We start from the raw sequence: 23,587 nt of genomic DNA, 5'->3' as shown, positions 1-23,587 counted from the left end.
CGATAGAAGATCGTCGCATGAGACCGGGGGACGGCGATCGGCGCGGGCACATCACGTGTCGACGCGTTGAATCCCATGCGGTCGCAAAGGGTTCAACAATGTCCGCCCGCACCGCCACCGCTGCCGCCACTGCCCTCAAGCCGCTGAAGCTCATCACCCGCATGATGCCGCAGCGCCATCTGCCCGCCGGCCGCATCCCGGTCCTGCCGGGCATCCGGCTGCCGGCGCCGGTCGGGCCGCTGAAGGGTTCGTCGCCGGACGCGACGCTGGGCCGGATCGGCTCGCTCGAGGTCCGTCTCGCCCGCACCGTCGGCGAAGTGAAGCGTGCGCAGGAGCTGCGCTATCAGGTCTTCTATGAAGAGATGTCGGCGATCGCCGACGCCAAGACGCTGCTGACCCGCCGCGACGCCGACGCCTTCGACGCGATCTGCGACCACATCCTCGTGCTCGATCACGACGCGATGGAGACGAAGCCCTTCGGCAAGTCGCGGCCGAAGATCGTCGGCACCTACCGGGTGCTGCGCCAGTCGGTCGCCGACCGCTTCGACGGCTTCTACACCGCCAACGAATACGACCTCGCGCCGCTGTTCGCCCGCAAGCCGGACCTCGAGTTCCTCGAACTCGGCCGCTCCTGCGTGCTGCCGCCCTACCGCACCAAGCGCACGGTCGAACTGCTCTGGCACGGCATCTGGACCTACGTCCTGCGCCACCGCATCGACGTGATGATCGGCTGCGCCAGCCTCGAGGGCACCGACCCGCGCCGCCTCGCGCTGCCGCTGTCGTTCCTGCATCACACGGCCGGCGCTTCGGCCGAATGGGCCGTCCGTGCGTTGCCGGGCCGCTACGTCGACATGAATCGCATGGGCAAGGAGAGCCTCGACATGCGTCAGGCGCTCCACGCCCTGCCGCCGCTGGTCAAGGGCTACCTGCGCCTCGGCGCGATGATCGGCGACGGCGCGGTGGTCGACCACCAGTTCGGCACCACCGACGTCTGCGTGATCATGCCGGTCGCGCAACTGTCGCAGCGCCACGTCAATTACTATGGCGCCGATGCGGGCCGCCACGCGGCTTGAGATTACGGGGATGCGCGGCGGCTGAGGGCTGCTGCGTTTCAGCCTTTCCGCGCCGCTGCCAGCACGCCCTTCAGCCGATAAAGCGCCTCCAGCGCCTCGCGCGGGGACAGGTCGTCCGGCGCGATCGCGTCGAGGGCGGCGATGACTTCCGTGCTGCCCGGAGCCGCCGGCGGCGCGGCCGGCACCTCCGGCTCGACGGGCTTGGCCTTCAGCGCCGAGAACAGCGGCAGGTCGTCGATCAGCGTCGCGGCGGGGCGCTTGCGGTCGTGCTCCTCGAGCTGCTTCAGAACCTGCTTGGCGCGCGTGATCACCGCCGCCGGCAGGCCGGCGAGGCGGGCGACCTGGATGCCGTAGGACCGGTCGGCGGCGCCCGGCACGATCTCGTGCAGGAACACCACGTCGCCCTTCCACTCGCGCACCCGCGAGGTGGCATTGGCAAGCCGCGGCAGGCGCTCGGCGAGCGCGGTCAGCTCGTGATAATGGGTCGCGAACAGCGAGCGGCAGCGGTTGGTTTCGTGCAGATGCTCGATCGCCGCCCAGGCGATCGACAGGCCGTCGAAGGTCGCCGTGCCGCGGCCGATCTCGTCGAGGATGACCAGCGCCCGGTTGCCGGCCTGGTTCAGGATCGCGGCGGTCTCGACCATCTCGACCATGAAGGTCGAACGGCCGCGGGCGAGGTCGTCGGCGGCGCCGACGCGGCTGAACAGCCGGTCGACCACGCCGAGCCGCGCGCTCGCCGCCGGCACGAACGAGCCGATCTGCGCCATGATCGCGATCAGGGCGTTCTGGCGCAGGTAGGTCGACTTGCCGCCCATGTTCGGACCGGTCACGACCACGATTCGCCCCGCCTCGGCGCCGCCGGCGGCAAACGGCGACAGGTCGCAGTCGTTGGCGACGAACGGGTCGCCCGCACCGGCGCGGAGCGCCTGCTCGACCACCGGATGCCGGCCGCCGGCAATGCGGAAATCGAGGCTGTCGTCGATCTCCGGGCGGGTATAGCCCTCGCGGTCGGCGAGCTCGGCGAAGCCGGCCGCGACGTCGATCGCGGCGATCGCCTGCGCGGCGGCGTTGATGGCATCGCCCGCCGTGAGCACGCGGGTCGCGAGATCGTCGAAGATCTGGTTTTCGAGCCCGAGCGCCCGCTCGCCCGCCGAGGCGATCTTGGCCTCGAGCTCGGAGAGTTCGGTGGTGGTGAAGCGCACCGCGCCGGCCAGCGTCTGGCGATGGATGAAGCGCGCGTTGAGCGGCGGCGCCATCAGCTTCTCGCCGTGCACGGCGGTCGTGTCGACGAAGAAGCCGAGCACGTTGTTGTGCCGGATCTTCAGCGACTTGATGCCGGTCTCGAGCTGGTAGTCGGCCTCCAGCCGCGCGATCAGGCGGCGGCTGTCAGCCGAAAGCTCGCGCAACTCGTCGAGCTGGTCGGAATAGCCCTCGCGCACGAAATGGCCGTCGCGGCGGATCAGCGGCAGGTCGTCCTTGAGCGCGGTGCCGAGCAGCCGACCGAGATCATGCGGCGCCGCGAGCAGCGCGTCGCGCGCGGCCGCCAGCTCGTCCGGCGCCTCGGCGAGGTCGCGGGCGAGCCGGTCGGCGAGCGCGGCCGCGGCGGCGAGCCCGTCGCGGATCGCGCCGAGATCGCGCGGGCCGCCGCGCGCCAGCGACAGCCGGCCGAGCGGCCGCATCATGTCGGGCGCGGCCGCCAGCGCTTCCCGCAGGCGCCCCCGCAGGACCGGTTCGGCGATCAGCCGGTCGACCGCGTCGAGCCGGCGATGGATCGAGGCCGGCTCGGTCAGCGGCCCGGCCAGCCGCTCGGCGAGCAGGCGCTGCCCGGCCGGCGTCACGCAGCGGTCGATCGCCGAGAACAGGCTGCCGCGCCGGTCGCCGGAAAGCGTGCGATGCAGTTCGAGATTGGCCCGCGTCGCCGCGTCGATCAGCATGATCGCGGTGCCGCCGTCGCGGACCGGGATGTCGAGCCGCGCGCGGCGGCCGAGCTGGGTCTTGTCGACATAGGCGACCGCGCCGGCCGCCGCCGCCAGTTCGGCCCGGCTGAACAGACCGAAGCCGTCGACGGTCGAGACGCCGAAATAGGCCGCGACCCGATCGGCGGCGGTCGCGCCGTCGAAGAAGGCCGAGGATACCGGCGTCGTCGCGCTCTTCAGTGAGCGCCACAGCGGCTTCAGGCCCTCGTCGTCGAACAGCTTTTCGGCGAGCACGATCTCGCTCGGATCGATGCGCGCGATCTCGGCCGCGAGCCGGCGCCCGTCGGTCTCCGCGACCCGGAACGCGCCGGTCGAGATGTCGAGCCAGGCGAGGCCGAAACGCGCGTCGTCGTCGCTCGTCGCCCCGGCCTTCGAGCGCGCGACCGCGAGCAGGAAGTTCGACCGGCCGGTATCGAGCAGATTGTCCTCGGTGATCGTGCCGGGCGTCACCAGCCGGACCACGTCGCGGCGCACGACCGACTTCGAGCCGCGCTTGCGCGCCTCGGCCGGATCCTCGAGCTGTTCGCAGACCGCGACCCGATGGCCGGCGGCGATCAGCCGCTGCAGGTATTCGTCGGCGCGCACCACCGGCACGCCGCACATCGGAATGTCCTGGCCGTGGTGCTTGCCGCGCTTGGTCAGCACGATGCCGAGCGTGCGCGAGGCCTCTTCGGCGTCGCGGAAGAACAGCTCGTAGAAGTCGCCCATCCGGTAGAACAGCAGGCAGTCCGGATTGGCGGCCTTGATCTCGATATATTGCGCCATGGACGGCGTGACCTTGCCCTCGGCCTCGTTCGGGGCGGGCTCGGGCAGGGTGTCGATGGTCTCGGGCGCGGGCTCGGTCACGATGCGGTTCATGGGGCGGGACCGTAGCAGATCGTTAACCGGTCGGGCGAGGTCGCAGGCGCGCCATCCGCCGCGAATTCCACGGTTTTGCGCCACCGGGACTGCATCGCGGATCGTCCGTTGCGGCATGGTGCGGCGCATGTAGCCAGCGCGCGGCCCGCCGCCTAGCCTCCCCTATGGGAGGAAGCAAGAATGACAGCACCAGAGCTCTATTCCGCCAGCCACCGGGCGCTCCAGGACGCCTTCGACAGCCGCCGCATGGCGGACTTCATGCAGGCCGCGATCGTCCACGACGCCTTCGACGAGATGGAGACCGCCTTCGTCGCCAGCCGCGACATGTTCTTCCTGTCGACGGTCGACCCGAACGGCGAGCCGACGGTCTCCTACAAGGGCGGCGCGCCGGGCTTCGTCCGCGTGGTCGATCCGAAGACGCTGGTGTTCCCGTCCTACGACGGCAACGGCATGTTCTATTCGATGGGCAACATCGCCGCGACCGCGCGGGTCGGGCTCCTGTTCATCGATTTCGAGACGCCGCACCGGCTCAGGGTGCAGGGCGCGGCTGCGATCCTGCGCGACGACCCGCTGATGGCGGCCTATCCGGAGGCGCAGTTCCTGGTCCGCATCGACGTCGACCGCATCTTCGTGAACTGTCCGCGCTATGTGCATCGGCGCATCAAGGCCGAGACCTCGAAATACGTGCCGGCCGCGGGCTGCGAGACGCCGGTCCCGGCCTGGAAGCGCATCGATCTCGTGCAGGAGGCACTGCCCGCGCGTGATCAGGGCCGCGCCGCGGCGGCCGGGGGTCTCATCACGATCGAGGAATATGGCGCCAAGGTCGCCTCGGGCGACGCGTGACGGCGTCGCGTGGCTGGCATCCCGCGGCGGAAGCGGTTATCGATGCGGCCAACCGCCGCGGGAAGCCCGGCTCCAGGTCAATACGCTCCCGCGCTCCCGCTCTCGACCGACCGTCGAGAGCGGGCGCGCGACAGTCGCCAGAGGCAGTTCATGGACACGTTCGACGAGATCCCGAAGAAGGGACGCATTACCGTCACCGATCAGGAAGCGCTGCAGTTCCATTCGCGTGGCCGGCCCGGCAAGCTCGAGATCGTCGCGACCAAGCCGATGGCGACCCAGCGCGACCTGTCGCTCGCCTATTCCCCGGGCGTCGCCGTGCCGGTGCGCGCGATCGCCGAGGATCCGGCCAAGGCCTTCGACCTGACGACGCGCGGCAATCTCGTCGCGGTGATCTCGAACGGCACGGCCATCCTCGGCCTCGGCAATCTCGGCGCGCTGGCCTCCAAGCCGGTGATGGAAGGCAAGGCGGTGCTGTTCAAGCGCTTCGCCGATGTCGATTCGATCGACCTCGAGGTCGCGACCGAGGACGCCGACGAGTTCATCAACGCCGTGAAATACCTCGGGCCGTCGTTCGGCGGCATCAACCTCGAGGACATCAAGGCGCCGGAGTGCTTCATCATCGAGAGCCGCCTGCGCGAGCTGATGGACATCCCGGTCTTCCACGATGACCAGCACGGCACCGCCATCATCTCGGCTGCCGGCCTGATCAACGCGCTCGCCCTGACCGGCCGCTCGATGAAGGACACCAAGCTCGTCTGCAACGGCGCCGGCGCGGCCGGCATCGCCTGTATCGAGCTCGCCAAGGCGATGGGCTTCTCGCCCAACAACGTCATCCTCTGCGACACCAAGGGCGTGGTCTACAAGGGTCGCACCGAGGGCATGAACCAGTGGAAGTCGGCCCACGCGGCCGAGACCGACGCCCGCAGCCTGGAAGACGCGGTGCGCGGCGCCGACGTGTTCTTCGGCCTGTCGGCCAAGGGTGCGCTGACCCCGGCGATGGTCGCCTCGATGGCGGCGAAGCCGATCATCTTCGCCATGGCCAATCCCGATCCGGAGATCACGCCGGAGGAGGTCGCCGCGATCCGCGACGACGCGATCGTCGCGACCGGACGTTCGGACTATCCGAACCAGGTCAACAACGTCCTCGGCTTCCCGTACATCTTCCGCGGCGCGCTCGACGTGCGCGCGACCACCATCAACGACGAGATGAAGGTCGCCGCCGCCCATGCGCTGGCCGCGCTCGCCCGCGCCGACGTGCCGGACGAGGTCGCGGCCGCCTATTCGGGCGTCCGGCCGAAGTTCGGGCCGCAGTACATCATTCCGGTGCCGTTCGATCCGCGGCTGATCTCCGAGATCCCGGCCGCGGTCGCCAAGGCGGCGATGGATTCAGGCGTCGCCCGCCGGCCGATCGTCGATATCGAGGCCTACAAGGCGCAACTCTCGGCGCGCCGCGACCCCGTCGCCGGCACGCTGCAGCGGATCTTCTCCAAGCTGCGCGCCGAGCCGCGCCGCGTGGTCTTCGCGGAAGGCGAGGAGGAGCAGGTCATCCGCGCCGCCGCCTCCTTCGTCAATCAGGGCCTCGGCACCGCGATCCTGATCGGCCGCGACGACCGCATCCGCGCGACCGCCGTGCAGGCCGGTATCGAGCTCAAGGACGGCATCGTCATCAACAATGCCGCGCTGTCGAGCCGCAACACGGCCTATATCGACCACCTCTATGCCCGCCTGCAGCGCCACGGCTATCTGCTGCGCGACTGCCAGCGTCTGGTGCACCAGGACCGCAACTACTTCGCCGCGCTGATGGTCGCGCTCGGCGACGCCGACGCGATGGTGTCGGGCGCGACCCGCCACGCGGCGACCGTGCTCGCCGACGTCCAGCGCGTCATCGACCCGAAGCCCGGTCACCGGGTGATCGGCGCGAGCCTGGTACTGGTCCGCGGCCGCAACGTGCTGGTCGCGGATACGGCGGTGACCGAGATGCCGACGGGCGAGGAACTGGCCGACATCGCCGAGGCGGCCGCCGGTGCGGCGCGCCGGCTCGGCTACGAGCCGCGCGTGGCGCTGCTCGCCTACTCGACCTTCGGTCAGCCGCAGGGCGAGCGCTCCGCCAAGGTGCAGGAGGCCGTGTCGATCCTCGAGCGCCGGCGCGTCGATTTCGAGTTCGACGGCGAAATGTCGGCCGACGTCGCGCTCGACCCGGCCAAGATGGCGGCCTATCCGTTCTGCCGCCTCAAGGGCCCGGCCAACGTGCTGGTCATGCCGGCGCTGCATTCGGCCGCGATCTCGACCCGCATGCTCCAGGAGCTCGGCGGCGCGACCGTGATCGGTCCGCTGATTGTCGGGCTCTCGAAGCCGGTGCAGATCGTCTCGCTCGGCGCCCGCGACACCGACCTCGTCAACATGGCCGCGCTCGCCGCCTTTGACATGAACGGCTGAACCATCCGTCGCGATGGCCGGTCATGGACCGGCCGTCGCCCCGCGCAGCCGGCTCGGCGGCGCGCCGTGGAGCCGGCTCCAGGCGCGCCGGAGCTGGCGCGTCGAGCCGAAGCCGGTCCGCTCGGCGATCGCCTCCATATCGAGCGTCGAGCGGGTGACGAACTCGTGCGCCAGCGCCACGCGCATGCGGTTCACGTAGTCGGTCACGCTCATGCCGGTGTGTTCGTTGAAGAGCCGCGACAGATTGCGCGGGCTCGCCGCCGCGACATCCGCCAGCGCCGCGACCGACCAGTCGCGCGTCGGATCGGCGGCGACGGCGTCCTGTGCGCGGTGGATCGCCGGGTGCAGGTGGTTGCGACCCTCGAGCCAGGGCGACAACTGCGGATCGGCCCCGGCGCGCCGGAGATAGACCACCAGATAGCGTGCCACCGCCAGCGCCGTGGCATGGCCGGCGGTCTCGGCCACCACATGCAGCATCAGATCGATGCCCGCGGTGATGCCGGCACTGGTCAGCCGGTCGCCGTCGTCGACATAAAGCCGGTTCTCGCGCACGCGGGCGAGCGGCGCCGCCCGGATCAGCTCGGGGATCGTCGCATGATGGGTCGTGCACTCGTGGCCGTCGAGCAGGCCGGCGCGGGCCGCGAGCAGCGCGCCGGAGCAGATCGTCGCCAGCCGCACGCCGGGGCGGATCGCCAGCCCGAGCCAGGCGACGATCGCCGCCTCGGCCTGCGCATCCTCCGCTCGCGTGGTCGCGCGTGCCCCGAGCGGTTCGTCGGCAGCGCCCGAGATCACCACCAGCGCACCGTCCGGCACGTGGTCGGGCAGCGGCGCGATGCCGGCGACCGTCAGTCCGATCGAGGAGCCCTCGCTCGGTCGCGGTCCGACATAGACGGCGGTGAAGCGCACCGCCGTCTGTTCGAGGTTGGCCTTGCGCAGCACCTCCATCGGCCCGGCGACGTCGAGCAGCAGCACGCGCGGCGGCACGACGACATAGACCGGGATCTCGCGCGGGGTGCGGGCCGGCATGGTCATGCGGCGATCGCCTCGGCCGGACCGGCGAGCGCTTCCTCGACCGTGACGATCCGCGCGAAGCGGCCGGCGAGCACCAGCTCGGTGCGGGCGCGGATCTCCTCCGCGCTCCAGCGCCGGCCGGTCGCGTCGGTCATCGGGAAGGTCAGCGTCGCCTCGCCGACATAGTCGACCGCATAGCCGAGATCGGAGGCGTGGCGCGTGGTCGTCTCGCAGCACTGCTCGGTGCGGATGCCGGAGATGATCACACGGCGGATGCCGTTCGCGGTCAGCCAGACGTCGAGCCCGGAGCCGACCAGTGCGCTGTGCCGGCGCTTGCGGAACACGGCCGCCGGAGCGATCGACAGCGGCGCGAGCGTCTTCACATATCCCGACGCTTCGGCGAAGGGGCCAGCATCGGCGACGTGGAAGATCTGCACGACCGGAATGCCGGCCGCGACCGCGCCGTCGATCAGCGCCTGCTGGCGCTCGACATAGGCGGGCACGCCGTCGGCGACATAATAGTCGCGGTGCCGGAACGATTCCTGCACGTCGATGACGATCAGGGCGGTATCGGAGCGGTTCATCGCTTGATCTCCATGCGTTTGAGGATAAAGCGATCCTAGCCGTCCGGTCACGCGCCGAAATGCCGGTTCGGGACGACTTGCGGACAAATCGCGCCAAGCCGCGCGTGGTGGCGCCCGCGCCGGCCGAAACTGCCGGCCTCGGATATCCGCGCGTCGATCGGCGCGGCAGCGATGCGGTTTTGCCCTTGCCGGGACTGCGTCGAGACGCTAGCTAGTTTTGAAGTTTTCTAAACATGTTGGGCCCCGTCATGAACCTGTTCGGCTTCGGCAAGCGCAGCTTTGGATCCCTCACGGAACAGGAGATCCTGGGCCTCGCCATCTCGCAGGAAGAGGACGACGCGCGGATCTACGGCATGTACTCCGATGCGCTCCGCGACAAATATCCCGCCTCGGCCAAGGTCTTCGACGAGATGGCGGCGGAAGAGGGCGAGCATCGGCGCATGCTGATCGAGATGCACCGGTCGCGCTTCGGCGAACATATTCCGCTCGTCCGGCGCGAGAACGTGCGCGGCTTCATCGATCGCCGTCCGGTCTGGCTGGTGCAGCACCTCGACCTCGACATCATCCGGCGCGAGGCCATGGTGATGGAAGCCGGCGCGCGCCGGTTCTATCTGCAGGCCGCGAAGAAGACGTCGGATGCCGGCATCCGCAAGCTGCTCGGCGATCTCGCCGAGGCCGAGCGCAGCCACATCTCGCTCGCCCATCGGCTCGGCCTGACCCACCTGCCGGCCGACGCGCGCGCCGAGGAGGACGAGACCGCGCGGCGCATGTTCGTGCTGCAGTACGTGCAGCCCGGCCTGATCGGCCTGATGGACGGTTCTGTCTCGACGCTGGCGCCGCTGTTCGCGACCGCCTTCGCCACCCACAACACCTGGGACACGTTCCTGGTCGGTCTCGCCGCCTCGATCGGCGCGGGCATCTCGATGGGCCTCGCCGAGGGCTTGTCCGATGACGGCGAACTCTCCGGCCGCGGCTCGCCCTGGATCCGCGGCCTGGCGTCCGGCGGCATGACCATGATCGGCGGTCTCGGCCACGCGCTGCCCTACCTGATCTCGAACTTCTGGACCGCGACGGCGGTCGCGGTGCTCCTGGTGATCGTCGAGCTCTGGGCGATTTCCTGGATCCGCTACAAGTACATGGATACGCCGTTCTGGCGGGCCGCGCTGCAGATCGTGCTCGGTGGCGCGCTGGTGTTTCTCACCGGTATCCTGATCGGCAGCGCGTGACCGCGCTCGCGCGGGCTCGTTTCCGGGCCGCTTGGTACGGCTCCCCTCAACGTGATCCGGGCCGCTTGACGCGGCCCGGCCGCTCGTCGACAAGCGCCGCAACGGACATCTACGGCGTGGGGACGAGCATATGCGGGACGTGAAAGTGGACGTGAAGCGCCTTGCCCATGGCGCCGATCTCGCCCTGCCGGCCTATCAGACCGCCGAGGCCGCCGGCCTCGACCTCGCCGCTGCCGTGCCCGCCGATGCGCCGCTCGTGCTCGCCCCGCTCGGCCGCGCGCTGGTGCCGACCGGCCTCGTGATCGCGCTGCCCTCCGGCTACGAGGCGCAGGTCCGGCCGCGCTCGGGGCTGGCGGTCAAGCACGGCATCACGGTCCTGAACGCGCCCGGCACCATCGACGCCGACTATCGCGGCGAGGTGAAGGTGCCGCTGATCAATCTCGGCGCCGAGCCGTTCGAGATCCGCCGCGGCGAGCGCATCGCCCAGCTGGTTGTCGCTCCCGTCGTGCAGGCCCGGTTGGTCGAGGTCTCGGAAGTCACCGACACGGCGCGCGGCAGTGGCGGCTTCGGCTCGACCGGCCGGTCCTGAATCGGGTTGCACGGCCGAAAGCTTGGAACGGTGTTCCCCCAATCGGCGGACGCCGGCCGCCCGCACAGGACGGGCGTTGCGCTACGGAGATGCTGCGGCAAAAATTTTCCAATCCCATGCCGAATCGCGCAAGCGCCGGACTCGCGCCGCCGGTGCGCCTCGCCCTAAGATCGCCCGCGATGAAAAAGCGGGGACGAGATCGAGAGATCCCCGAGCGAGGAGAGCGCGATGAGCGTCGAGAAAAGCCGTCCGGGTCGCGGGCGCATCTATGGTTCGATCACCGAGACCATCGGCGACACTCCGATCGTGCGCCTCGACAAGATCGCCAAGGACAAGGGCGTCGGCGCCAATCTGCTCGCCAAGCTCGAGTTCTTCAACCCGATCGCGAGCGTCAAGGACCGCATCGGTGTCGCGATGATCGATGCGCTCGAGCGTGAGGGCAAGATCAAGCCCGGCGCGACCCTGATCGAGCCGACCTCCGGAAACACCGGCATCGCGCTCGCCTTCGTCGCCGCCGCCCGCGGCTACCGGCTGATTCTGGTCATGCCGGAGACCATGTCGATCGAGCGCCGCAAGATGCTGAAGCTGCTCGGCGCCGAACTCGTGCTGACCGAGGGCCCGAAGGGCATGAAGGGCGCTGTCGCCAAGGCCGAGGAACTGCTCGCCGAGATCCCCGGCGCGGTGATCCCGCAGCAGTTCCAGAACCCGGCCAATCCGGAGATCCACCGCAACACCACCGCCGAAGAGATCTGGAACGACACCGACGGCGGCGTCGATGTGTTCGTCTCGGGCATCGGCACCGGCGGCACCATCACCGGCGTCGGTCAGGTGCTGAAGGCGCGCAAGCCCGGCGTCCATGTCGTCGCCGTCGAGCCGACCGCCTCGCCTATCCTCTCGGGTGGCCAGCCCGGCCCGCACAAGATCCAGGGCATCGGCGCTGGCTTCGTGCCCGGTGTGCTCGACACCCACGTCTATGACGAGGTCGTCCAGATCACCAACGAGGAGGCCTTCGAGACCGCCCGCCTCGCGGCGCGCCTGGAGGGCATCCCGGTCGGCATCTCCTCGGGTGCTGCGATCGCTGCCGCCGTCAAGGTCGGCCAGCGCCCCGAGTTCAAGGGCAAGACCATCGTGATCATCATCCCGTCCTTCGCCGAGCGCTATCTGTCGACCGCGCTGTTCGAGGGGTTGGAGTGATCGCCCCGGACTGAATGCAACGAACGACGACGGCCCCGCGTGAGCGGGGCCGTTTTTGTATCGAGCGCCGAACGGCGCGGGGAAAGCCGAGGATTAGCCGCCAAACTTGTTACGCGGCAACCCGACGACGCCGACTTCGAGCGCGAAGACGCCGCCGGCGTCCGGCTGCTGCGCGAGCGCATCCTCCGACAGGCCGCGGCGCGACGAGGTCACGAACAGCGTCGTCATCTCCTCGCCGCCGAAGCAGCAGCAGGTCGGCCGCGCGACCGGCACCTTGACGACGCGATCGATCTCACCGCTCGGGGCGAGGCGCAGGATCACGCCGGCATCCCAGCGCGCGTTCCACAGACAGCCTTCCGCATCCATCGCCGAGCCGTCCGGGAAGCCGTAGCGCGTCTCGTCGGAGAACACGCGCCGATTGGCGATCGTGCCGGTTTCGGCGTCGTAGTCGTAGGCGTAGATCACCTGCGCCTTGGTGTCGGCGAAGTAGAAGATCTTCCCGTCCGGCGACCAGATCGGCGAGTTCGAGATGCCGATGTCGGCGGCCACCGCGGTGAACGACAGGTCCGACTCGATCCGGTAGAGCCGGCCGCTGTCGCGCGAGACCGGCAGATCCTCGCCCTCCGGCCCGATGTTCTGCTGCATCGTGCCGATGAAGAAGCGGCCGCGCGGATCGGCGGCACCGTCGTTGGGGCGGTTGTCCTCCGGCTCCGGCCCCGGATGCGCGACGATCCGGTAGTGCGCCGTATCGGGCTCGAACACCGCCAGCCCGTCCATCGTGGCGACGATCAGGCCGCCGTCGCGGCGCGGCGCGATCGCGGTCGGGAAATGCAGCCCCTCGAAGCGGCGGTGCGCGCCGGTCGCTGGGACGTAGCACTGCAGCCGCCCCTCGCGGGCGATGTCGACCCACCAGAGCGTCGCCGTCTCGGCGTCCCAGAAACACCCTTCGCCGAGCCCGTCACGGGCATCGACGACGAGGCGGGCGGCCGGTTCCTCGGCCGTGGGGCTGGTCTGCATGGTGGTCTCCTCTGGATCGAAGCCGGGATCGATGTCGGCCAACGGCCGAGGCCGCGCCGGGTTCCGGGCGGTCGCCTCGCGGCCGATCCGACGGCCGGCGGGGCGCCCGCCTGGTGAAGGATTTCGTTAATCCTCTGACAATTTTCAGCGTTACCGCGATGTCATATCCGCAATCGAACGAAGAAGAAGTGCATGTCGATCCGCAGATCGCGCTCCATCGATGTCCGGCATACGCACGACTACGACCTGACAAGATCCCGAGGTAATTCAAATGTATATAGAGAAATTGCTGCTTATGCCGGAGGGGGTTGGGGACGTTATGAGGCACATGTTCAACCGAGAGCGCGCCAACGCGCCCGGCGATCGCCCGCACGCCCCGCACGCGCCGAACGATCGACGTCGTCTGCATGGATCGATCGCGCACAAGATCGGCGTCGGCATTGTCGGCGGCCAGTATGCGCCCGGCGAGATCCTGCCCAACGAGGACGACTTCAGCGAGAAGCTCGACGTTTCGCGCACGGCCTATCGCGAGGCGATCCGCATTCTGGCGGCCAAGGGCCTCGTCGAGAGCCGGCCGAAGATCGGCACCCGCATCCGGCCGCGCACCGACTGGAACTTCCTCGATGCCGACGTGCTCGCCTGGCTGCTCGCCGCCGAGGCGAGCCCGTCCTTCGTCGCCGCGCTCTACGAGGTGCGCGACATGGTCGAGCCGCGCGCTGCCGAACTGGCCGCGCAGCGCCGCACCGCCACCGATCTCGCCAACATGACCTCCGCGCTCGCCGTCATGCGGCGCGAGCGGCTGTCCAATGTCGCCGGGCAACAGGCCGATCTCGACTTCCATCACGCCATCCTGCTCGCGGCTCACAACGAGCCGCTGGTCTCGATGTCGCCGGCGATCGGCATGACGATCCAGTGGTCGAACCAGTTCAAGGGCGCCCGTGGCCAGCTCGATCAGGATGCGTTCCAGGAGCACTGGGACGTCTATGAGGCGATCGAGAAGCAGGACGGCCCGCGTGCCCGCGAAGCCATGGCGGCCCTGATCGCCCGCGCCCAGCCCGATACGGTCGGCTGATCCGCGGCGCCGGGTCGCGCTCAGCCGGCCCACGCGGTCGCGAAGCGCGCGGCCGCCGCGCCGACCTCCGCCGCGCTCTGTCCGGGCTTGTAGAGCGCCGAGCCGAGCCCGAAGCCGGTCGCCCCGGCGACGCGATAGGACGCCATGGTCTCCGGCGCGATGCCGCCGACCGGCAGGATGTTCGTCCCCTTCGGCAGGACGGCGAGCCATGCCTTGATCGCGGCGGGCGGGATCGCCTCGGCCGGGAAGGCCTTCAGCGCCGCCGCACCCGCCTTGAGCGCCATGAACGCCTCCGTCGGTGTCGCGACACCCGGCAGCGCCGAACAGCCGAGCGCGCGCGCCCGGCCGATCACGGCCGGATCGGCGTTCGGCGAAACGATCAGTTTCGCCCCCGTCGCGGCGACCTGCTCGACCATGTCGGGATCGAGCACCGTTCCGGCGCCGACCATGGCGCGATCGCCGAGATGGCGGACCAGCGTCGCAATGCTCGTCAGCGGATCGGGCGAATTGAGCGGCACCTCGATCAGCCGAAACCCGGCCGCGACCAGCGCCTCGGCGATGTCGATCACCTCGCCCGGCTTCACGCCGCGCAGGATGGCGACCAGGGGAAAGGCGGCATAGGCCTGTTCGAACGTCATGTCTCGTGCTCCTGAACCGCACCGTTCTTCGCCAGGACGGTGCGGGATTGGGAATGCCGGTTTCAGATGAGACCGTTGGCGCGGGCGATCGCGGCGACACCGCGCGCGGCGGCGTCCTCCGGGCCGATTGTGACCGCGAGGCCGAGGATCTCGGCGGCGAGGCGATAGCGCTCGGCGAGCGTCGACGAGCCGATCACGACGATCGGCGTCCCGATCGCCATCTCGGCGCCCCCGGCGGTGGCGCCGGCGAATTCGGCGCCGACCAGCATGCCAGACAGGTAGGAGACCACCGCCTCGGCCGGCAAGCGGCCGGTCAGCGGCAGGGTCCGGATGCTGAACAGCGTGTGCAGCAGCGCCGGACTGGCGAAGCCCGCCGCGACACCGCGCGCGAAGCCGTCGGCCTCGAAGCCGTCGCCGCTGGCGAGACGGCCGAGAATCGTATGCGCGCGCAGCGCCGCGAAGATCTCGCCGGTCATGAAGGTCCGGAAGCCGGTGATTCGCCCCTCGGCGATGTCGACCCACTTCGAATGCGTGCCCGGCAGCACGACGCGACCCGAGCCCGCGCCGATCGCGCCGAACACCTGCACCTCCTCGCCGCGCATGACATCCGGCACGTCGCCGGGGCCGAGATGGTCGAGTCCTGGCACGAAGTGCAGCGTCCAATCCGCCTCGTGGTGGGTGACGACCCTGGCCGCCACGTCCGCGAGGTCGGCCGGGCAGGGCACGTAAGCAACCTCGACCCAGCCGTTGCGACTGCCGATCATGCCGCTCGCCAGGATCGGCAGCGCGCCATGCACGTCGACCAGCGGTCGGACCTCGCGCTTCGAGCACCGTGACGAAAGCGCGGTCCGCGACCTTGAGAATGCCGGCATCGGCGCTGCGGCCGGCGATCGTGCGGCCGTCGCGATCGACCACCGCGGCGCGGAACGAACTGGTCCCCCAATCGAGCGCGATCAGCGCCGGCCGACCAGGCCCGGTCGCGGCGGCCGCCGGTGCGTCGCTCGTCGTCGTGTCTTTGCTGTTCATGATCATGCTGCTCGGAGCCGGGATCCGTGGCCTCCCGGATGGTAGGGCTGGACGGACCTTAATTTATCATACAAATAATGTCGACACTCGACCGACGGCTTTCGCGGACGGCGACAGCGTCATGGGTGGCGACATATCCAGCCTGCGGCCCGGACAGGGGAACGACCGTCGAGGGGCGCGGTTCCGCTGACCGCGTTCGCAGGGCGTGGGAGCAAATTTCAGGGGCCGACCGGTCCGGGCAGCTCTGCCCGGCCGCGGTCGCTGCCCGGTGAAACTGATGAGAGAGGCGGCCGATGGCGGCGATCTATCCGGATCTGGAAGGCAAGGTTGTGGTGGTCACGGGCGGCGGCTCGGGCATCGGCGAGGCGATCGTGCGCGGCTTCGCGCGCCAGAAGGCCAAGGTCGCCTTCCTCGACATCGCCGTTGGCCCGTCCGAGGCACTCGCCGCCGAGCTGGTCGGCGTTGGCCAGACGGTCCGGTTTCATCGTTGCGACCTGACCGATATTCCGGCGCTGAAGGCGACGCTGGCCGCGATCAAGGCGGAGTTCGGCCCGGTGCAGGTGCTGGTCAACAACGCCGCCCACGACGAGCGCCACGCGACCGAGACCGTCACCGAGGAATATTGGGACGGTCGCATCGCGGTGAACCTGAAGCACCAGTTCTTCGCCGCCCAGGCCGTGCTGCCCGACATGCGCGAGGCCGGCGCCGGCGCGATCGTCAATCTCGGCAGCGTTTCCTGGATGATCGGCCAGGGCGGCATGGCGGCCTATACGGCGTCGAAATCGGCGGTGATCGGCCTGACCCGCTCGCTCGCCCGCGACTACGGTCCCTACAATGTCCGCGTCAACGCGGTCGCGCCGGGCTGGATCATGACCGAGCGCCAGCTCACCCACTGGGTCACGCCCGAGGCCGAGAAGGAGATCTTCGCGCGTCAGTGCCTGAAGCGGAAAATGGTACCCGACGACGTTTCCAAGTTCGTCGTGTTCCTGGCCAGCGACGAGGCCTCCGGCATGACCAACCAGCACTACGTCGTCGACGGCGGCTGGGTCTGATCCGGCGAGACGATCCGCCGGCGCGGGCTCTGTAGCCCGCGTCGGCGCTCGGGTACATCAAGCGGGACAACGGAGCGCGTCCACCGAAGGCACGCGCCGACGAGGGAGGGAATGCCGATGACCATCACGCCTTTCGGTGTGCTGCCCGACGGCGACGTCGACCGGATCGTACTCTCCGACGGCCGGCTCGAGGTCGCGATCCTGACCTATGGCGCGATCATTCAGGACCTGCGCCTGCTCCGGCCCGGCGACCCGCGCCGTCTCGTGCTCGGGCTGCCGACGGTTGAAGACTATCGCGCCGCCTCGCCCTATTTCGGCGTGATCGCCGGGCGCTGCGCCAACCGCCTCGCCGACGGCCGCTTCACCCTCGACGGCGTCGAGCATCGCGTGACCCTGAACGAGAAGGGCCGCACCCACCTGCACGGCGGCGCACTCGGCTTCTCGCGCAAGATCTGGACGGTCGAGGCCGTCGACGCGACGTCGATCACGCTCGGCCTCGTCTCGCCTGATGGCGAGGAGGGCTATCCCGGCACGGTGCGGGCGACCTGCCGTTACGCGCTGGTGCCGGGCGAGGCGGGCGAGGGCCGGCTCATAATCGAGCTCGGCGCCACCACCGATGCGCCGACGCTCGTGAACCTCGCCGCGCACAGCTATTTCGACCTTGACGGCGGCCCGGACATTTCTGCGCACACGCTCGAGATCCCGGCGGCGGCCTATACGCCGGTCGACGATCGCCTGATCCCGACCGGCGAGATCGCGCCCGTCGACGGCACCCGCTTCGATTTCCGTGCCCCCCGGCCGGTGCATCCGACCGCCGACGATCCAGGCTACGACCACAACTTCGTCATCGCCATGGAGCGTGCCGCAACGCCGCGCCTGCATGCGCGGCTGACCGGCGCGACCTCCGGGATCACGCTTGAAGTCCATTCGACCGAGCCGGGCCTGCAGTTCTACGACGGTGGCGGTCTCGCCATGGACCGCCCCGGCCTCGATGGCCGCATCGCCGGACGCCGCGCCGCGCTCTGCCTGGAGCCGCAGGTTTTTCCCGACAGCCCGAACCACCCGAGCTTCCCGAGCGCGGTGCTGCGGCCGGGCGAGATCTATCGGCAGGTGACGGAATACCGGGTGTTCGGCTGAGGCGCGATCGGGCGGAACCGGTTCGTCGGCCGGTTCGCGTGCCAGTGGGGGGCTCGCCCGCAGGTTCGCGCCCCTGCGGCCGTCCTCACTGGTGCTGATCGGCTGCGGCCAGAATCCGCGCGACGACCGAGCGGCCGAGCGCATCGTCGCCGTCGAAACTGCCGATCGTGAACACCATCGCCTGTTCCGTGCCCATGGCCAGCACGATCTGATTGGTCCGGTCGGCCTTCGGCGAGCGGCAGCGCAGGCTGCGGACGACCAGATTGGCGTTGACGTCTTCCGGCGGCGCGATGGTGGCCTGGCCCTTCTCGGCCCGGCAGGCGGTCTCGACGTCCTGCAGGATGCGCTCGACCAGCAGGGCGGCCGTGTCGAAGCCGGCCGGAATGTCCTGGCGCGGCAGCACGTTGATCTTGCCGAGCGTGCGTTCGACCTTCCATTCGAGGTCGCTGGCGCCGTCCGGATCGAGAAAGGCCGTGAAGCGCATCGCGGCCGGCGCATCACTGGCGAAGAACAGGTCGCGCGCGGTCGTATAGGCGCCGCGCCGGGTGGCGCAGGCGCCGGAGGCGTCGAGCGCGGGGGTGCACAGCGGCTCGCCCGGCTCTGCGGGGTCGAGCGGCACATAGCGCCAGTTGGTCAGCCGCAGCATCTCGCCGGCGATGACCCTGGCCTCCCCGACCAGCCCGGTGAAGCGGATGCCCTCGGCGGTCTGGCAGCGTGGCTGAACGATCGCGCGGATGCGGCCGACCATCTGCTGGAAGGCGACGAAGTCGCGGCTGAACTCGCGGGGTTGGCCGCTTCGAGCCGGATGCGCACCATCGGCTCGCACCAGTTCTCGCCGGCCTCGGAGGCGATGGTGATGGCAAGGTCCTTCGACTGGCCGCGGATCGCCTCCTCGGCCGAGGCCGAAGCGCAAGCGCCCGCGACGACGGTCGCGAGCGCGAGCAGGGACGCGGTTCGCCGAAGCTTGCGCAAGGCGTCAGACCACCCAGCCGTTCGGGCCGCGGCAGGCGCTGACCGTGTCGCGGTTGACGGTGCCGTCCTTGAGCACGACCTCCTGCTCGACCGTGCGGCAGGCCTCGCCCTTGGCGTTCTTGTTCTGCTTGGTGACACGGGTCTTGGCCACGACGCCGGTCTTCCTGTTGCGGTAGGTCTGGCCGCCGCCGGTGGTGATGGTGCGCCGAGTCATCTGCTCGAGCTGCCGGCGATCCTCCTCGTCGAGCGCGCGGCCGATCTGGTTGCCGATCACGCCACCGACCACGGCGCCGATGATGCCGCCGGCGACATGGCCGCCGGTGCCGCCGCCGAACATCGAGGCCGACCGCGCCGCCGAGCAGCGCGCCGCCGATCGTGCCCTGATCCTCCTTGCTCATCTGGGCGAGCACCGGAGACGGGGTCACCAGAGACGGAGCCGCCAGCGCGACAGCCAGTGCGCCGGCGACGAGAGACTTGGTCGTCATGTCGAAACTCCCTGCGAAGATGGTTCGGTCGACCGCCCTGGCGGTGGTAGGGGGCGGCGGTATCGGGTTGCCAATGCCCATTCGGAGCCGACGGAAACACTGTCGCGTTTCTGGATGATTGCAGTCGCGCCGGGGGCTGGCAAGCGCGGCGCGCGGCCCGATGACGCGTGCCGCGACGTCGCTCGCGCCGCCGCTGCGTCAGCGATTCGCGCCCAGCGACACTTTGCTCTAACATTTTAAAAGCCGAACCGGCGGGTCCGTATAAACCTTAACAGTCGGTAGGCGGGCCGGATGACGGCGCCGGGCTTGTCCGCCCCCGAAGCAGGGGTCTATCTGCCCGGCAAGGATCGAGGGGTGGGGAAGCCCCGGCCTTCGTCCTGCCCCCGGATCGGCGCGCCGACCGGATGGGCCACGCCCCGAGCGGGACGTCGGGATCGAGCGACTGGAATCGAGGGACTGGGATCGAGGCTCTTATGATCAAACCAGAACCGAAGTTCCGCCGCGTCCAGCCGCAGACCCGCCGTGGTCTGCTCGTCGACGCGACGCTGCGCTGTCTGGCGGCGCATGGCCACGCCGGCGTCTCGGCCCGTCGCATCGCGGCCGAGGCCGGCGTGTCGCCCGGCCTGATCAATCACCATTATGCCGGGATCGAGGAACTGATCGCGGCGGCCTACGAGACCGCCTCGGTCGACATTCTCGACAATATCCTGGAGCACGTCGCCACCGCCGCGGGCCCACGCGCGCGCTTGACCGCCTTCTTCGAGGCTTCCTTCGCGCCGCGGGTGTTCGACCCGAAGCTGATCAACATCTGGGTGGTGTTCTGGAGCATGCTGCCGCACGCGCCGGCGCTGAAGGAGATCCAGAAGCGCACCTTCTCGGACTATCGCGCCAGCCTGGAGCGCGAGCTCGCCGCGCTGGCGGGCGAGGAGGGTTTCGTCGACTTCGATGCCCGTCGCGCGGCGCTCGGGCTCTCCTCCCTGCTCGACGGCCTCTGGCTCGATGGCGGACTGAACCCCGGTGGTTTTCAGCCTGCTGAAGGCGTCACCGTCTGCGAGGACTGGGTCGACGGTCTCGTCGCCCGCGAGCGGGCCCGGCGGGCCTGAGGCGCCTTCGTCGCTCCGCCCCTGGCCGGCGGACGCCCCGTCCCCGGCAGGCGCGGCGTTAAATTTATTTCGGCCTCAGGGCGACTTGCACTTCGCCCAACCGGGTCAAAATCGGCAAAAGACCTTATTCGATCAAATATTTGGCGGACCTGAGCGCTGCTCAAGTTCTACGCATTTCAACGCAGGCGCGGCCTTGCGTTTCCCCGTGCGGGATCTCATGCTCGCTTCCGCATTCCCTTTGGGCGGTGAAATTCCGTCGAGCGGGGACAGGCTCGTGCCGTCGGGGCGACGGCGTTGGAGGAGAAGCGAATGAGCCGCGACGTGACGCTCGATGGCGTGACCATGCGATTTGGCGATTTCACGGCCGTGAAGAACGTGTCGCTGGAGATCCGCGCCGGTGAGTTCTTCTCCTTCCTCGGTCCCTCGGGCTGCGGCAAGACCACGATCCTGCGCATGGTCTCCGGCTTCATGGACCCGACCGCCGGCCGCGTGCTGATCGGCGGCCAGGACATGCGCGGCATCGGGCCGAACAAGCGGCCGACCGCGCTGATCTTCCAGAACCTCGCGCTGTTCCCGATGATGACCGTGGCCGAGAACATCGCTTTCGGCCTCGAAATGCGTGGCGTCGCCCGCGAGGCGCGCCGCAAGCGCGCCCAGGAGCTGCTCGAGCTGATCGCACTGCCCGACGCCGCCGACAAGCGCATCGACGAGCTCTCCGGTGGCATGAAGCAGCGCGTCGCCATCGCCCGTGCGCTCGCCGTCGAGCCGCAGGTCATGCTGCTCGACGAGCCGCTCTCCGCGCTCGATCTGAAGCTGCGCCAGCACATGCGCGCCGAACTGCGCGCCATCCAGCGCCGCACCGGCCTGACCTTCATCTACATCACCCACGACCAGGGCGAGGCCCTGACCATGTCGGACCGTGTCGGCGTCATGTCGCGCGGCCAGCTCGAGCAGGTCGGCGCGCCGGCCGACATCTACGACGAGCCGGCGAGCGCCTTCGTCGCCGGCTTCGTCGGCGAGAACAACGTCTTCCCCGGCACGATCGCCGCCGTCTCGGGCGCCGAGGCGCGGATCGACACGGTGGCCGGTCCGCTCCTCGCCCGCAACCCGCGCGGCTTCGGCGTCGGCGCGAAAGTGCTGGTCTCGGTCCGGCCGGAGCGGATGAAGCCGGTCGACGGCGTCGAAGGTCCGAACCGCCTGTCGCGGCCGGTCGACCACGTCGATTTCGAAGGCAGCTTCGCCAACGTGTTCCTGAAGCCGATCGAGGGCGGCGGCAAGCCGATCCTGATGCAGCTCTCGAACGACGGGTGTCTCGCCCATATCGGCGAGGATAGCATCTTCACGGTCGCCTTCGCGCCCCAGGACGCGCTGGTCCTCGGCGCTGAAGGAACTGACCGATGAGCCGGCTCGTCAACCGCTATGGTCCGCTGCTCTCCACCATCATGATCGCCGGCACGGCCGTCTGGCTCCTGATGATGGTCGTGCTGCCCTATTTCGTCATGGCCGAGTACTCGTTCCATGTGAACGTGCCCGAGCTCGAACGCGGCGGCCCGAAGGACGTCTATACGCTGGCGAACTACGCCTCGCTGTTCGCCGGCACCGACATCTTCACGCTTGATCTCGCCGACGACCTGAAGGTCTTCGTGCGCACGATCTGGGGCGCGAGCCTGGTGACGTTCCTCTCGCTGGCGGTCTGCTACCCGGTCGCCTGGCACCTGGCCAAGGTCGCGACGCCGGCGCGCGCCGGCTTCCTGGTGCTGCTCCTGATCGTGCCGTTCTGGATCAACGAGATCCTGCGCACCTTCGCCTGGTACATCATCCTCGCCTACAACGGCCCGCTCAACGCGGCGCTGGTCGGCGTCGGGATCTTCGACAAGCCCTACCGCTGGCTCTCCGGCAACAGCGGCGTGCTGATCGGCATGACCTACGCCTTCCTGCTGTTCATGATGTTCCCGCTCATGAACGCGATCGAGACGCTCGACATCAATCAGGTCGAGGCCGCGCGCGATCTCGGCGCGCCGGAATGGCAGATCCACCGCCGCATCGTGATCCCGCACGCCAAGCCCGGTATCGCGGTCGGTGCGATCATGGTCTTCGTGCTGGCGGCATCGAGCTATATCGTGCCGGCGCTGCTCGGCTCGCCCGGCACGCGCTGGTTCACCGAGACGATCTACCAGTGGTTCTTCGAGGGTCAGGACTGGCCGCGCGGCTCGGCCTACGCCTTCATGCTGCTCGGGCTCTGCGTGCTGTTCATTCTCGGCGTGATGCGGCTGTTCCGCGTCGGCCTCACCGACATCGCGAAGTGAGGGGGCGCGTGATGCGGCGGATCACCGGCGGCGACATCCTCATGCGGGCCTATCTCGGGCTCTTCTTCTTCTACCTGCTCGCGCCACTCGCCGTAATGGCGATCGCGACCTTCAACCTGAGCCGGTTCCCGACGGTGACGCCGTGGACCGGCACCACGATGAAGTGGTTCGACGCACTGTTCGCCGACGCCCAGATGTGGGACGGCCTGTGGAACTCGCTGATCGTCGGCTTCGCGGTGGTGGCGGTCTCGGTGCCGCTCGGCACGGCCGCCGCGATGCTGCTCGACAGCCTGCACAGCCGCGCGCGCAACTTCCTCTACGCGGTGATGGTGTCACCGCTGCTCACTCCCGGTGTGATCATCGGCATCTCCACGCTGGTGTTCTGGGATCGGCTCGGCGTCAAGGGCGGCCTGCATCTGGCCGTGCTCGGCCAGTCGAGCTTCATCACCGCCTATGTGATGCTGATGGTGCTCGCCCGTCTGCAGCGCTTCGACCGCAGCCTCGAGGAGGCCGCGCTCGACCTCGGGGCCTCGCATCCGCAGGTGTTCCGCAAGATCCTGCTGCCGTACCTCAAGACATCGCTGATCGCGGGCAGCGTGCTCGCCTTCTTCCAGTCGTTCGAGAACTACAACACCACGCTGTTCACCCGCGGCACCGATATCACGCTGACCATCTACATCGCCTCGAAGGTGCGAACCGGCCTGACCCCGGCGGTCAACGCGCTCGGCCTGATCCTGATTGCGATCACCATCGCCGGCGCGGTCGTCTGGGAGATCATGCGCCGCCGCGAAGTCGCCCGCGCGGCCGCCGCGCGCCGCAAGGCCGAGCTCGCCGACGATCCGACGGCGCAGATCGTGACCTGACGAGCGGGTCCGGCGCGCAGCGTCGCGCGCCGGCCCGTCATGCCGCCGGCCCGACATACGCTGGCCTGTCGGCGCCGGCCGGGATCGGTCGGCACGCCGCATGGCGTTTTTCACGGCTGCGAAATG

At 69.3% G+C, this 23,587-nt stretch carries 21 protein-coding genes and 1 pseudogene; 13 read left to right on the top strand and 9 right to left on the bottom strand.

Features of this window, described 5'->3' with window-relative positions; genetic code table 11:
• The first annotated feature begins 98 nt into the window (after window positions 1–98).
• Window positions 99–1,073: a GNAT family N-acyltransferase gene (locus ABS361_17740; GenBank protein ID XBY43885.1), complete on the top strand. Its 975-nt coding sequence runs from the start codon at window positions 99–101 to the stop codon at window positions 1,071–1,073.
• Between the two features lie 38 nt (window positions 1,074–1,111).
• Here ABS361_17740 and mutS read toward each other — a convergent pair whose 3' ends face one another.
• Window positions 1,112–3,907: a DNA mismatch repair protein MutS gene (mutS, locus tag ABS361_17735; protein ID XBY43884.1), complete on the bottom strand. Its 2,796-nt coding sequence runs from the start codon at window positions 3,905–3,907 to the stop codon at window positions 1,112–1,114.
• 180 nt (window positions 3,908–4,087) lie between these two features.
• On the opposite strand from mutS, the gene ABS361_17730 reads away from it, so the two are divergent.
• Window positions 4,088–4,750, top strand: a complete 663-nt coding sequence (locus ABS361_17730; GenBank protein XBY43883.1) for a pyridoxamine 5'-phosphate oxidase family protein — start codon at window positions 4,088–4,090, stop codon at window positions 4,748–4,750.
• Window positions 4,751–4,900: 150 nt separating this feature from the next.
• Window positions 4,901–7,186 (top strand): NADP-dependent malic enzyme, encoded by a 2,286-nt coding sequence (locus ABS361_17725; GenBank protein ID XBY43882.1) that lies wholly within the window; start codon window positions 4,901–4,903, stop codon window positions 7,184–7,186.
• Window positions 7,187–7,207: 21 nt separating this feature from the next.
• On the opposite strand, the gene ABS361_17720 is transcribed toward ABS361_17725, so the two are convergent.
• The gene (locus ABS361_17720) at window positions 7,208–8,218 is read right to left on the bottom strand and encodes a helix-turn-helix domain-containing protein (protein XBY43881.1); all 1,011 of its coding nucleotides are present in this window, start codon (window positions 8,216–8,218) and stop codon (window positions 7,208–7,210) included.
• A complete protein-coding gene (locus ABS361_17715) occupies window positions 8,215–8,781 on the bottom strand; it encodes an isochorismatase family protein (GenBank protein ID XBY43880.1) in 567 nt (188 codons plus the stop codon). Before ABS361_17715 ends, ABS361_17720 begins: the two co-directional genes overlap by 4 nt.
• Before the next feature lie 233 nt (window positions 8,782–9,014).
• Here ABS361_17715 and mbfA point away from each other — a divergent pair, with 233 nt between their 5' ends.
• The 3 genes from mbfA (at window position 9,015) to cysK (ending at window position 11,790) form a co-directional block, all read left to right on the top strand.
• On the top strand, window positions 9,015–10,007 hold the full coding sequence (mbfA, locus tag ABS361_17710) for an iron exporter MbfA (protein ID XBY43879.1): 993 nt from the start codon (window positions 9,015–9,017) through the stop codon (window positions 10,005–10,007).
• A gap of 130 nt (window positions 10,008–10,137) precedes the next feature.
• A complete protein-coding gene (gene dut / locus ABS361_17705) occupies window positions 10,138–10,596 on the top strand; it encodes a dUTP diphosphatase (GenBank protein ID XBY43878.1) in 459 nt (152 codons plus the stop codon).
• 228 nt (window positions 10,597–10,824) lie between these two features.
• The gene (gene cysK, locus ABS361_17700; protein XBY43877.1) at window positions 10,825–11,790 is read left to right on the top strand and encodes a cysteine synthase A; all 966 of its coding nucleotides are present in this window, start codon (window positions 10,825–10,827) and stop codon (window positions 11,788–11,790) included.
• Window positions 11,791–11,883: 93 nt separating this feature from the next.
• On the opposite strand, the gene ABS361_17695 is transcribed toward cysK, so the two are convergent.
• Window positions 11,884–12,807 (bottom strand): SMP-30/gluconolactonase/LRE family protein, encoded by a 924-nt coding sequence (locus ABS361_17695; protein XBY43876.1) that lies wholly within the window; start codon window positions 12,805–12,807, stop codon window positions 11,884–11,886.
• Window positions 12,808–13,135: 328 nt separating this feature from the next.
• Between ABS361_17695 and ABS361_17690 the strand changes: the two genes are divergently transcribed.
• Window positions 13,136–13,879 (top strand): FadR/GntR family transcriptional regulator, encoded by a 744-nt coding sequence (locus ABS361_17690; GenBank protein ID XBY43875.1) that lies wholly within the window; start codon window positions 13,136–13,138, stop codon window positions 13,877–13,879.
• A gap of 20 nt (window positions 13,880–13,899) precedes the next feature.
• On the opposite strand, the gene ABS361_17685 is transcribed toward ABS361_17690, so the two are convergent.
• From ABS361_17685 to ABS361_17675, 3 genes and pseudogenes are all read right to left on the bottom strand, one after another.
• Window positions 13,900–14,517 (bottom strand): 2-dehydro-3-deoxy-6-phosphogalactonate aldolase, encoded by a 618-nt coding sequence (locus ABS361_17685; GenBank protein ID XBY46931.1) that lies wholly within the window; start codon window positions 14,515–14,517, stop codon window positions 13,900–13,902.
• A 62-nt stretch (window positions 14,518–14,579) separates the two neighbouring features.
• Window positions 14,580–15,389: a 2-dehydro-3-deoxygalactonokinase gene (locus ABS361_17680; GenBank protein ID XBY43874.1), complete on the bottom strand. Its 810-nt coding sequence runs from the start codon at window positions 15,387–15,389 to the stop codon at window positions 14,580–14,582.
• Window positions 15,390–15,396: 7 nt separating this feature from the next.
• A pseudogene (locus ABS361_17675) lies at window positions 15,397–15,543 on the bottom strand (hypothetical protein).
• A 293-nt stretch (window positions 15,544–15,836) separates the two neighbouring features.
• On the opposite strand from ABS361_17675, the gene ABS361_17670 reads away from it, so the two are divergent.
• The gene (locus ABS361_17670) at window positions 15,837–16,595 is read left to right on the top strand and encodes an SDR family NAD(P)-dependent oxidoreductase (GenBank protein ID XBY43873.1); all 759 of its coding nucleotides are present in this window, start codon (window positions 15,837–15,839) and stop codon (window positions 16,593–16,595) included.
• A 117-nt stretch (window positions 16,596–16,712) separates the two neighbouring features.
• On the top strand, window positions 16,713–17,732 hold the full coding sequence (locus tag ABS361_17665; GenBank protein XBY43872.1) for an aldose epimerase family protein: 1,020 nt from the start codon (window positions 16,713–16,715) through the stop codon (window positions 17,730–17,732).
• An 85-nt stretch (window positions 17,733–17,817) separates the two neighbouring features.
• On the opposite strand, the gene ABS361_17660 is transcribed toward ABS361_17665, so the two are convergent.
• Together ABS361_17660 and ABS361_17655 are read right to left on the bottom strand one after the other, a co-directional pair.
• Window positions 17,818–18,558, bottom strand: coding sequence for a hypothetical protein (locus ABS361_17660; GenBank protein ID XBY43871.1), 741 nt, complete (start codon window positions 18,556–18,558; stop codon window positions 17,818–17,820).
• 150 nt (window positions 18,559–18,708) lie between these two features.
• Window positions 18,709–19,041, bottom strand: a complete 333-nt coding sequence (locus ABS361_17655; GenBank protein XBY43870.1) for a glycine zipper domain-containing protein — start codon at window positions 19,039–19,041, stop codon at window positions 18,709–18,711.
• A gap of 621 nt (window positions 19,042–19,662) precedes the next feature.
• Between ABS361_17655 and ABS361_17650 the strand changes: the two genes are divergently transcribed.
• The 4 genes from ABS361_17650 (at window position 19,663) to ABS361_17635 (ending at window position 23,461) form a co-directional block, all read left to right on the top strand.
• Window positions 19,663–20,292, top strand: a complete 630-nt coding sequence (locus ABS361_17650; protein XBY43869.1) for a TetR family transcriptional regulator C-terminal domain-containing protein — start codon at window positions 19,663–19,665, stop codon at window positions 20,290–20,292.
• Between the two features lie 309 nt (window positions 20,293–20,601).
• Entirely contained in the window at window positions 20,602–21,693 is a 1,092-nt protein-coding gene (locus ABS361_17645; GenBank protein ID XBY43868.1) for an ABC transporter ATP-binding protein, read from the top strand.
• The gene (locus ABS361_17640; protein ID XBY43867.1) at window positions 21,690–22,598 is read left to right on the top strand and encodes an ABC transporter permease; all 909 of its coding nucleotides are present in this window, start codon (window positions 21,690–21,692) and stop codon (window positions 22,596–22,598) included. The genes ABS361_17645 and ABS361_17640 overlap by 4 nt, the downstream gene beginning before the upstream one ends.
• A gap of 11 nt (window positions 22,599–22,609) precedes the next feature.
• Window positions 22,610–23,461, top strand: coding sequence for an ABC transporter permease (locus ABS361_17635; protein ID XBY43866.1), 852 nt, complete (start codon window positions 22,610–22,612; stop codon window positions 23,459–23,461).
• The last annotated feature ends 126 nt before the right edge of the window (window positions 23,462–23,587 follow it).

The sequence above is a fragment of the Ancalomicrobiaceae bacterium S20 genome, from assembly GCA_040269895.1.
Classification (GTDB): Bacteria; Pseudomonadota; Alphaproteobacteria; order Rhizobiales; family Ancalomicrobiaceae; genus Methyloraptor; species Methyloraptor flagellatus.
The sequence above is the reverse complement of the archived record's forward strand: the minus strand, read 5'-3'. Positions and strand labels throughout refer to the sequence as shown.

What these genes read in the sequence shown, in the direction of transcription:
- ABS361_17715 (XBY43880.1), bottom strand. Translation starts at nt 8,781, where the DNA reads ATGAACCGCTCCGATACCGCCCTGATCGTCATCGACGTGCAGGAATCG.
- mutS (XBY43884.1), bottom strand. Translation starts at nt 3,907, where the DNA reads ATGAACCGCATCGTGACCGAGCCCGCGCCCGAGACCATCGACACCCTG.
- ABS361_17655 (XBY43870.1), bottom strand. Translation starts at nt 19,041, where the DNA reads ATGTTCGGCGGCGGCACCGGCGGCCATGTCGCCGGCGGCATCATCGGC.
- ABS361_17650 (XBY43869.1), top strand. Translation starts at nt 19,663, where the DNA reads ATGATCAAACCAGAACCGAAGTTCCGCCGCGTCCAGCCGCAGACCCGC.
- cysK (XBY43877.1), top strand. Translation starts at nt 10,825, where the DNA reads ATGAGCGTCGAGAAAAGCCGTCCGGGTCGCGGGCGCATCTATGGTTCG.
- ABS361_17690 (XBY43875.1), top strand. Translation starts at nt 13,136, where the DNA reads ATGTTCAACCGAGAGCGCGCCAACGCGCCCGGCGATCGCCCGCACGCC.
- ABS361_17645 (XBY43868.1), top strand. Translation starts at nt 20,602, where the DNA reads ATGAGCCGCGACGTGACGCTCGATGGCGTGACCATGCGATTTGGCGAT.
- ABS361_17740 (XBY43885.1), top strand. Translation starts at nt 99, where the DNA reads ATGTCCGCCCGCACCGCCACCGCTGCCGCCACTGCCCTCAAGCCGCTG.
- dut (XBY43878.1), top strand. Translation starts at nt 10,138, where the DNA reads ATGCGGGACGTGAAAGTGGACGTGAAGCGCCTTGCCCATGGCGCCGAT.
- ABS361_17665 (XBY43872.1), top strand. Translation starts at nt 16,713, where the DNA reads ATGACCATCACGCCTTTCGGTGTGCTGCCCGACGGCGACGTCGACCGG.
- ABS361_17680 (XBY43874.1), bottom strand. Translation starts at nt 15,389, where the DNA reads ATGCCGGCATTCTCAAGGTCGCGGACCGCGCTTTCGTCACGGTGCTCG.
- ABS361_17720 (XBY43881.1), bottom strand. Translation starts at nt 8,218, where the DNA reads ATGACCATGCCGGCCCGCACCCCGCGCGAGATCCCGGTCTATGTCGTC.
- mbfA (XBY43879.1), top strand. Translation starts at nt 9,015, where the DNA reads ATGTTGGGCCCCGTCATGAACCTGTTCGGCTTCGGCAAGCGCAGCTTT.
- ABS361_17640 (XBY43867.1), top strand. Translation starts at nt 21,690, where the DNA reads ATGAGCCGGCTCGTCAACCGCTATGGTCCGCTGCTCTCCACCATCATG.
- ABS361_17725 (XBY43882.1), top strand. Translation starts at nt 4,901, where the DNA reads ATGGACACGTTCGACGAGATCCCGAAGAAGGGACGCATTACCGTCACC.
- ABS361_17685 (XBY46931.1), bottom strand. Translation starts at nt 14,517, where the DNA reads ATGACGTTCGAACAGGCCTATGCCGCCTTTCCCCTGGTCGCCATCCTG.
- ABS361_17670 (XBY43873.1), top strand. Translation starts at nt 15,837, where the DNA reads ATGGCGGCGATCTATCCGGATCTGGAAGGCAAGGTTGTGGTGGTCACG.
- ABS361_17695 (XBY43876.1), bottom strand. Translation starts at nt 12,807, where the DNA reads ATGCAGACCAGCCCCACGGCCGAGGAACCGGCCGCCCGCCTCGTCGTC.
- ABS361_17635 (XBY43866.1), top strand. Translation starts at nt 22,610, where the DNA reads ATGCGGCGGATCACCGGCGGCGACATCCTCATGCGGGCCTATCTCGGG.
- ABS361_17730 (XBY43883.1), top strand. Translation starts at nt 4,088, where the DNA reads ATGACAGCACCAGAGCTCTATTCCGCCAGCCACCGGGCGCTCCAGGAC.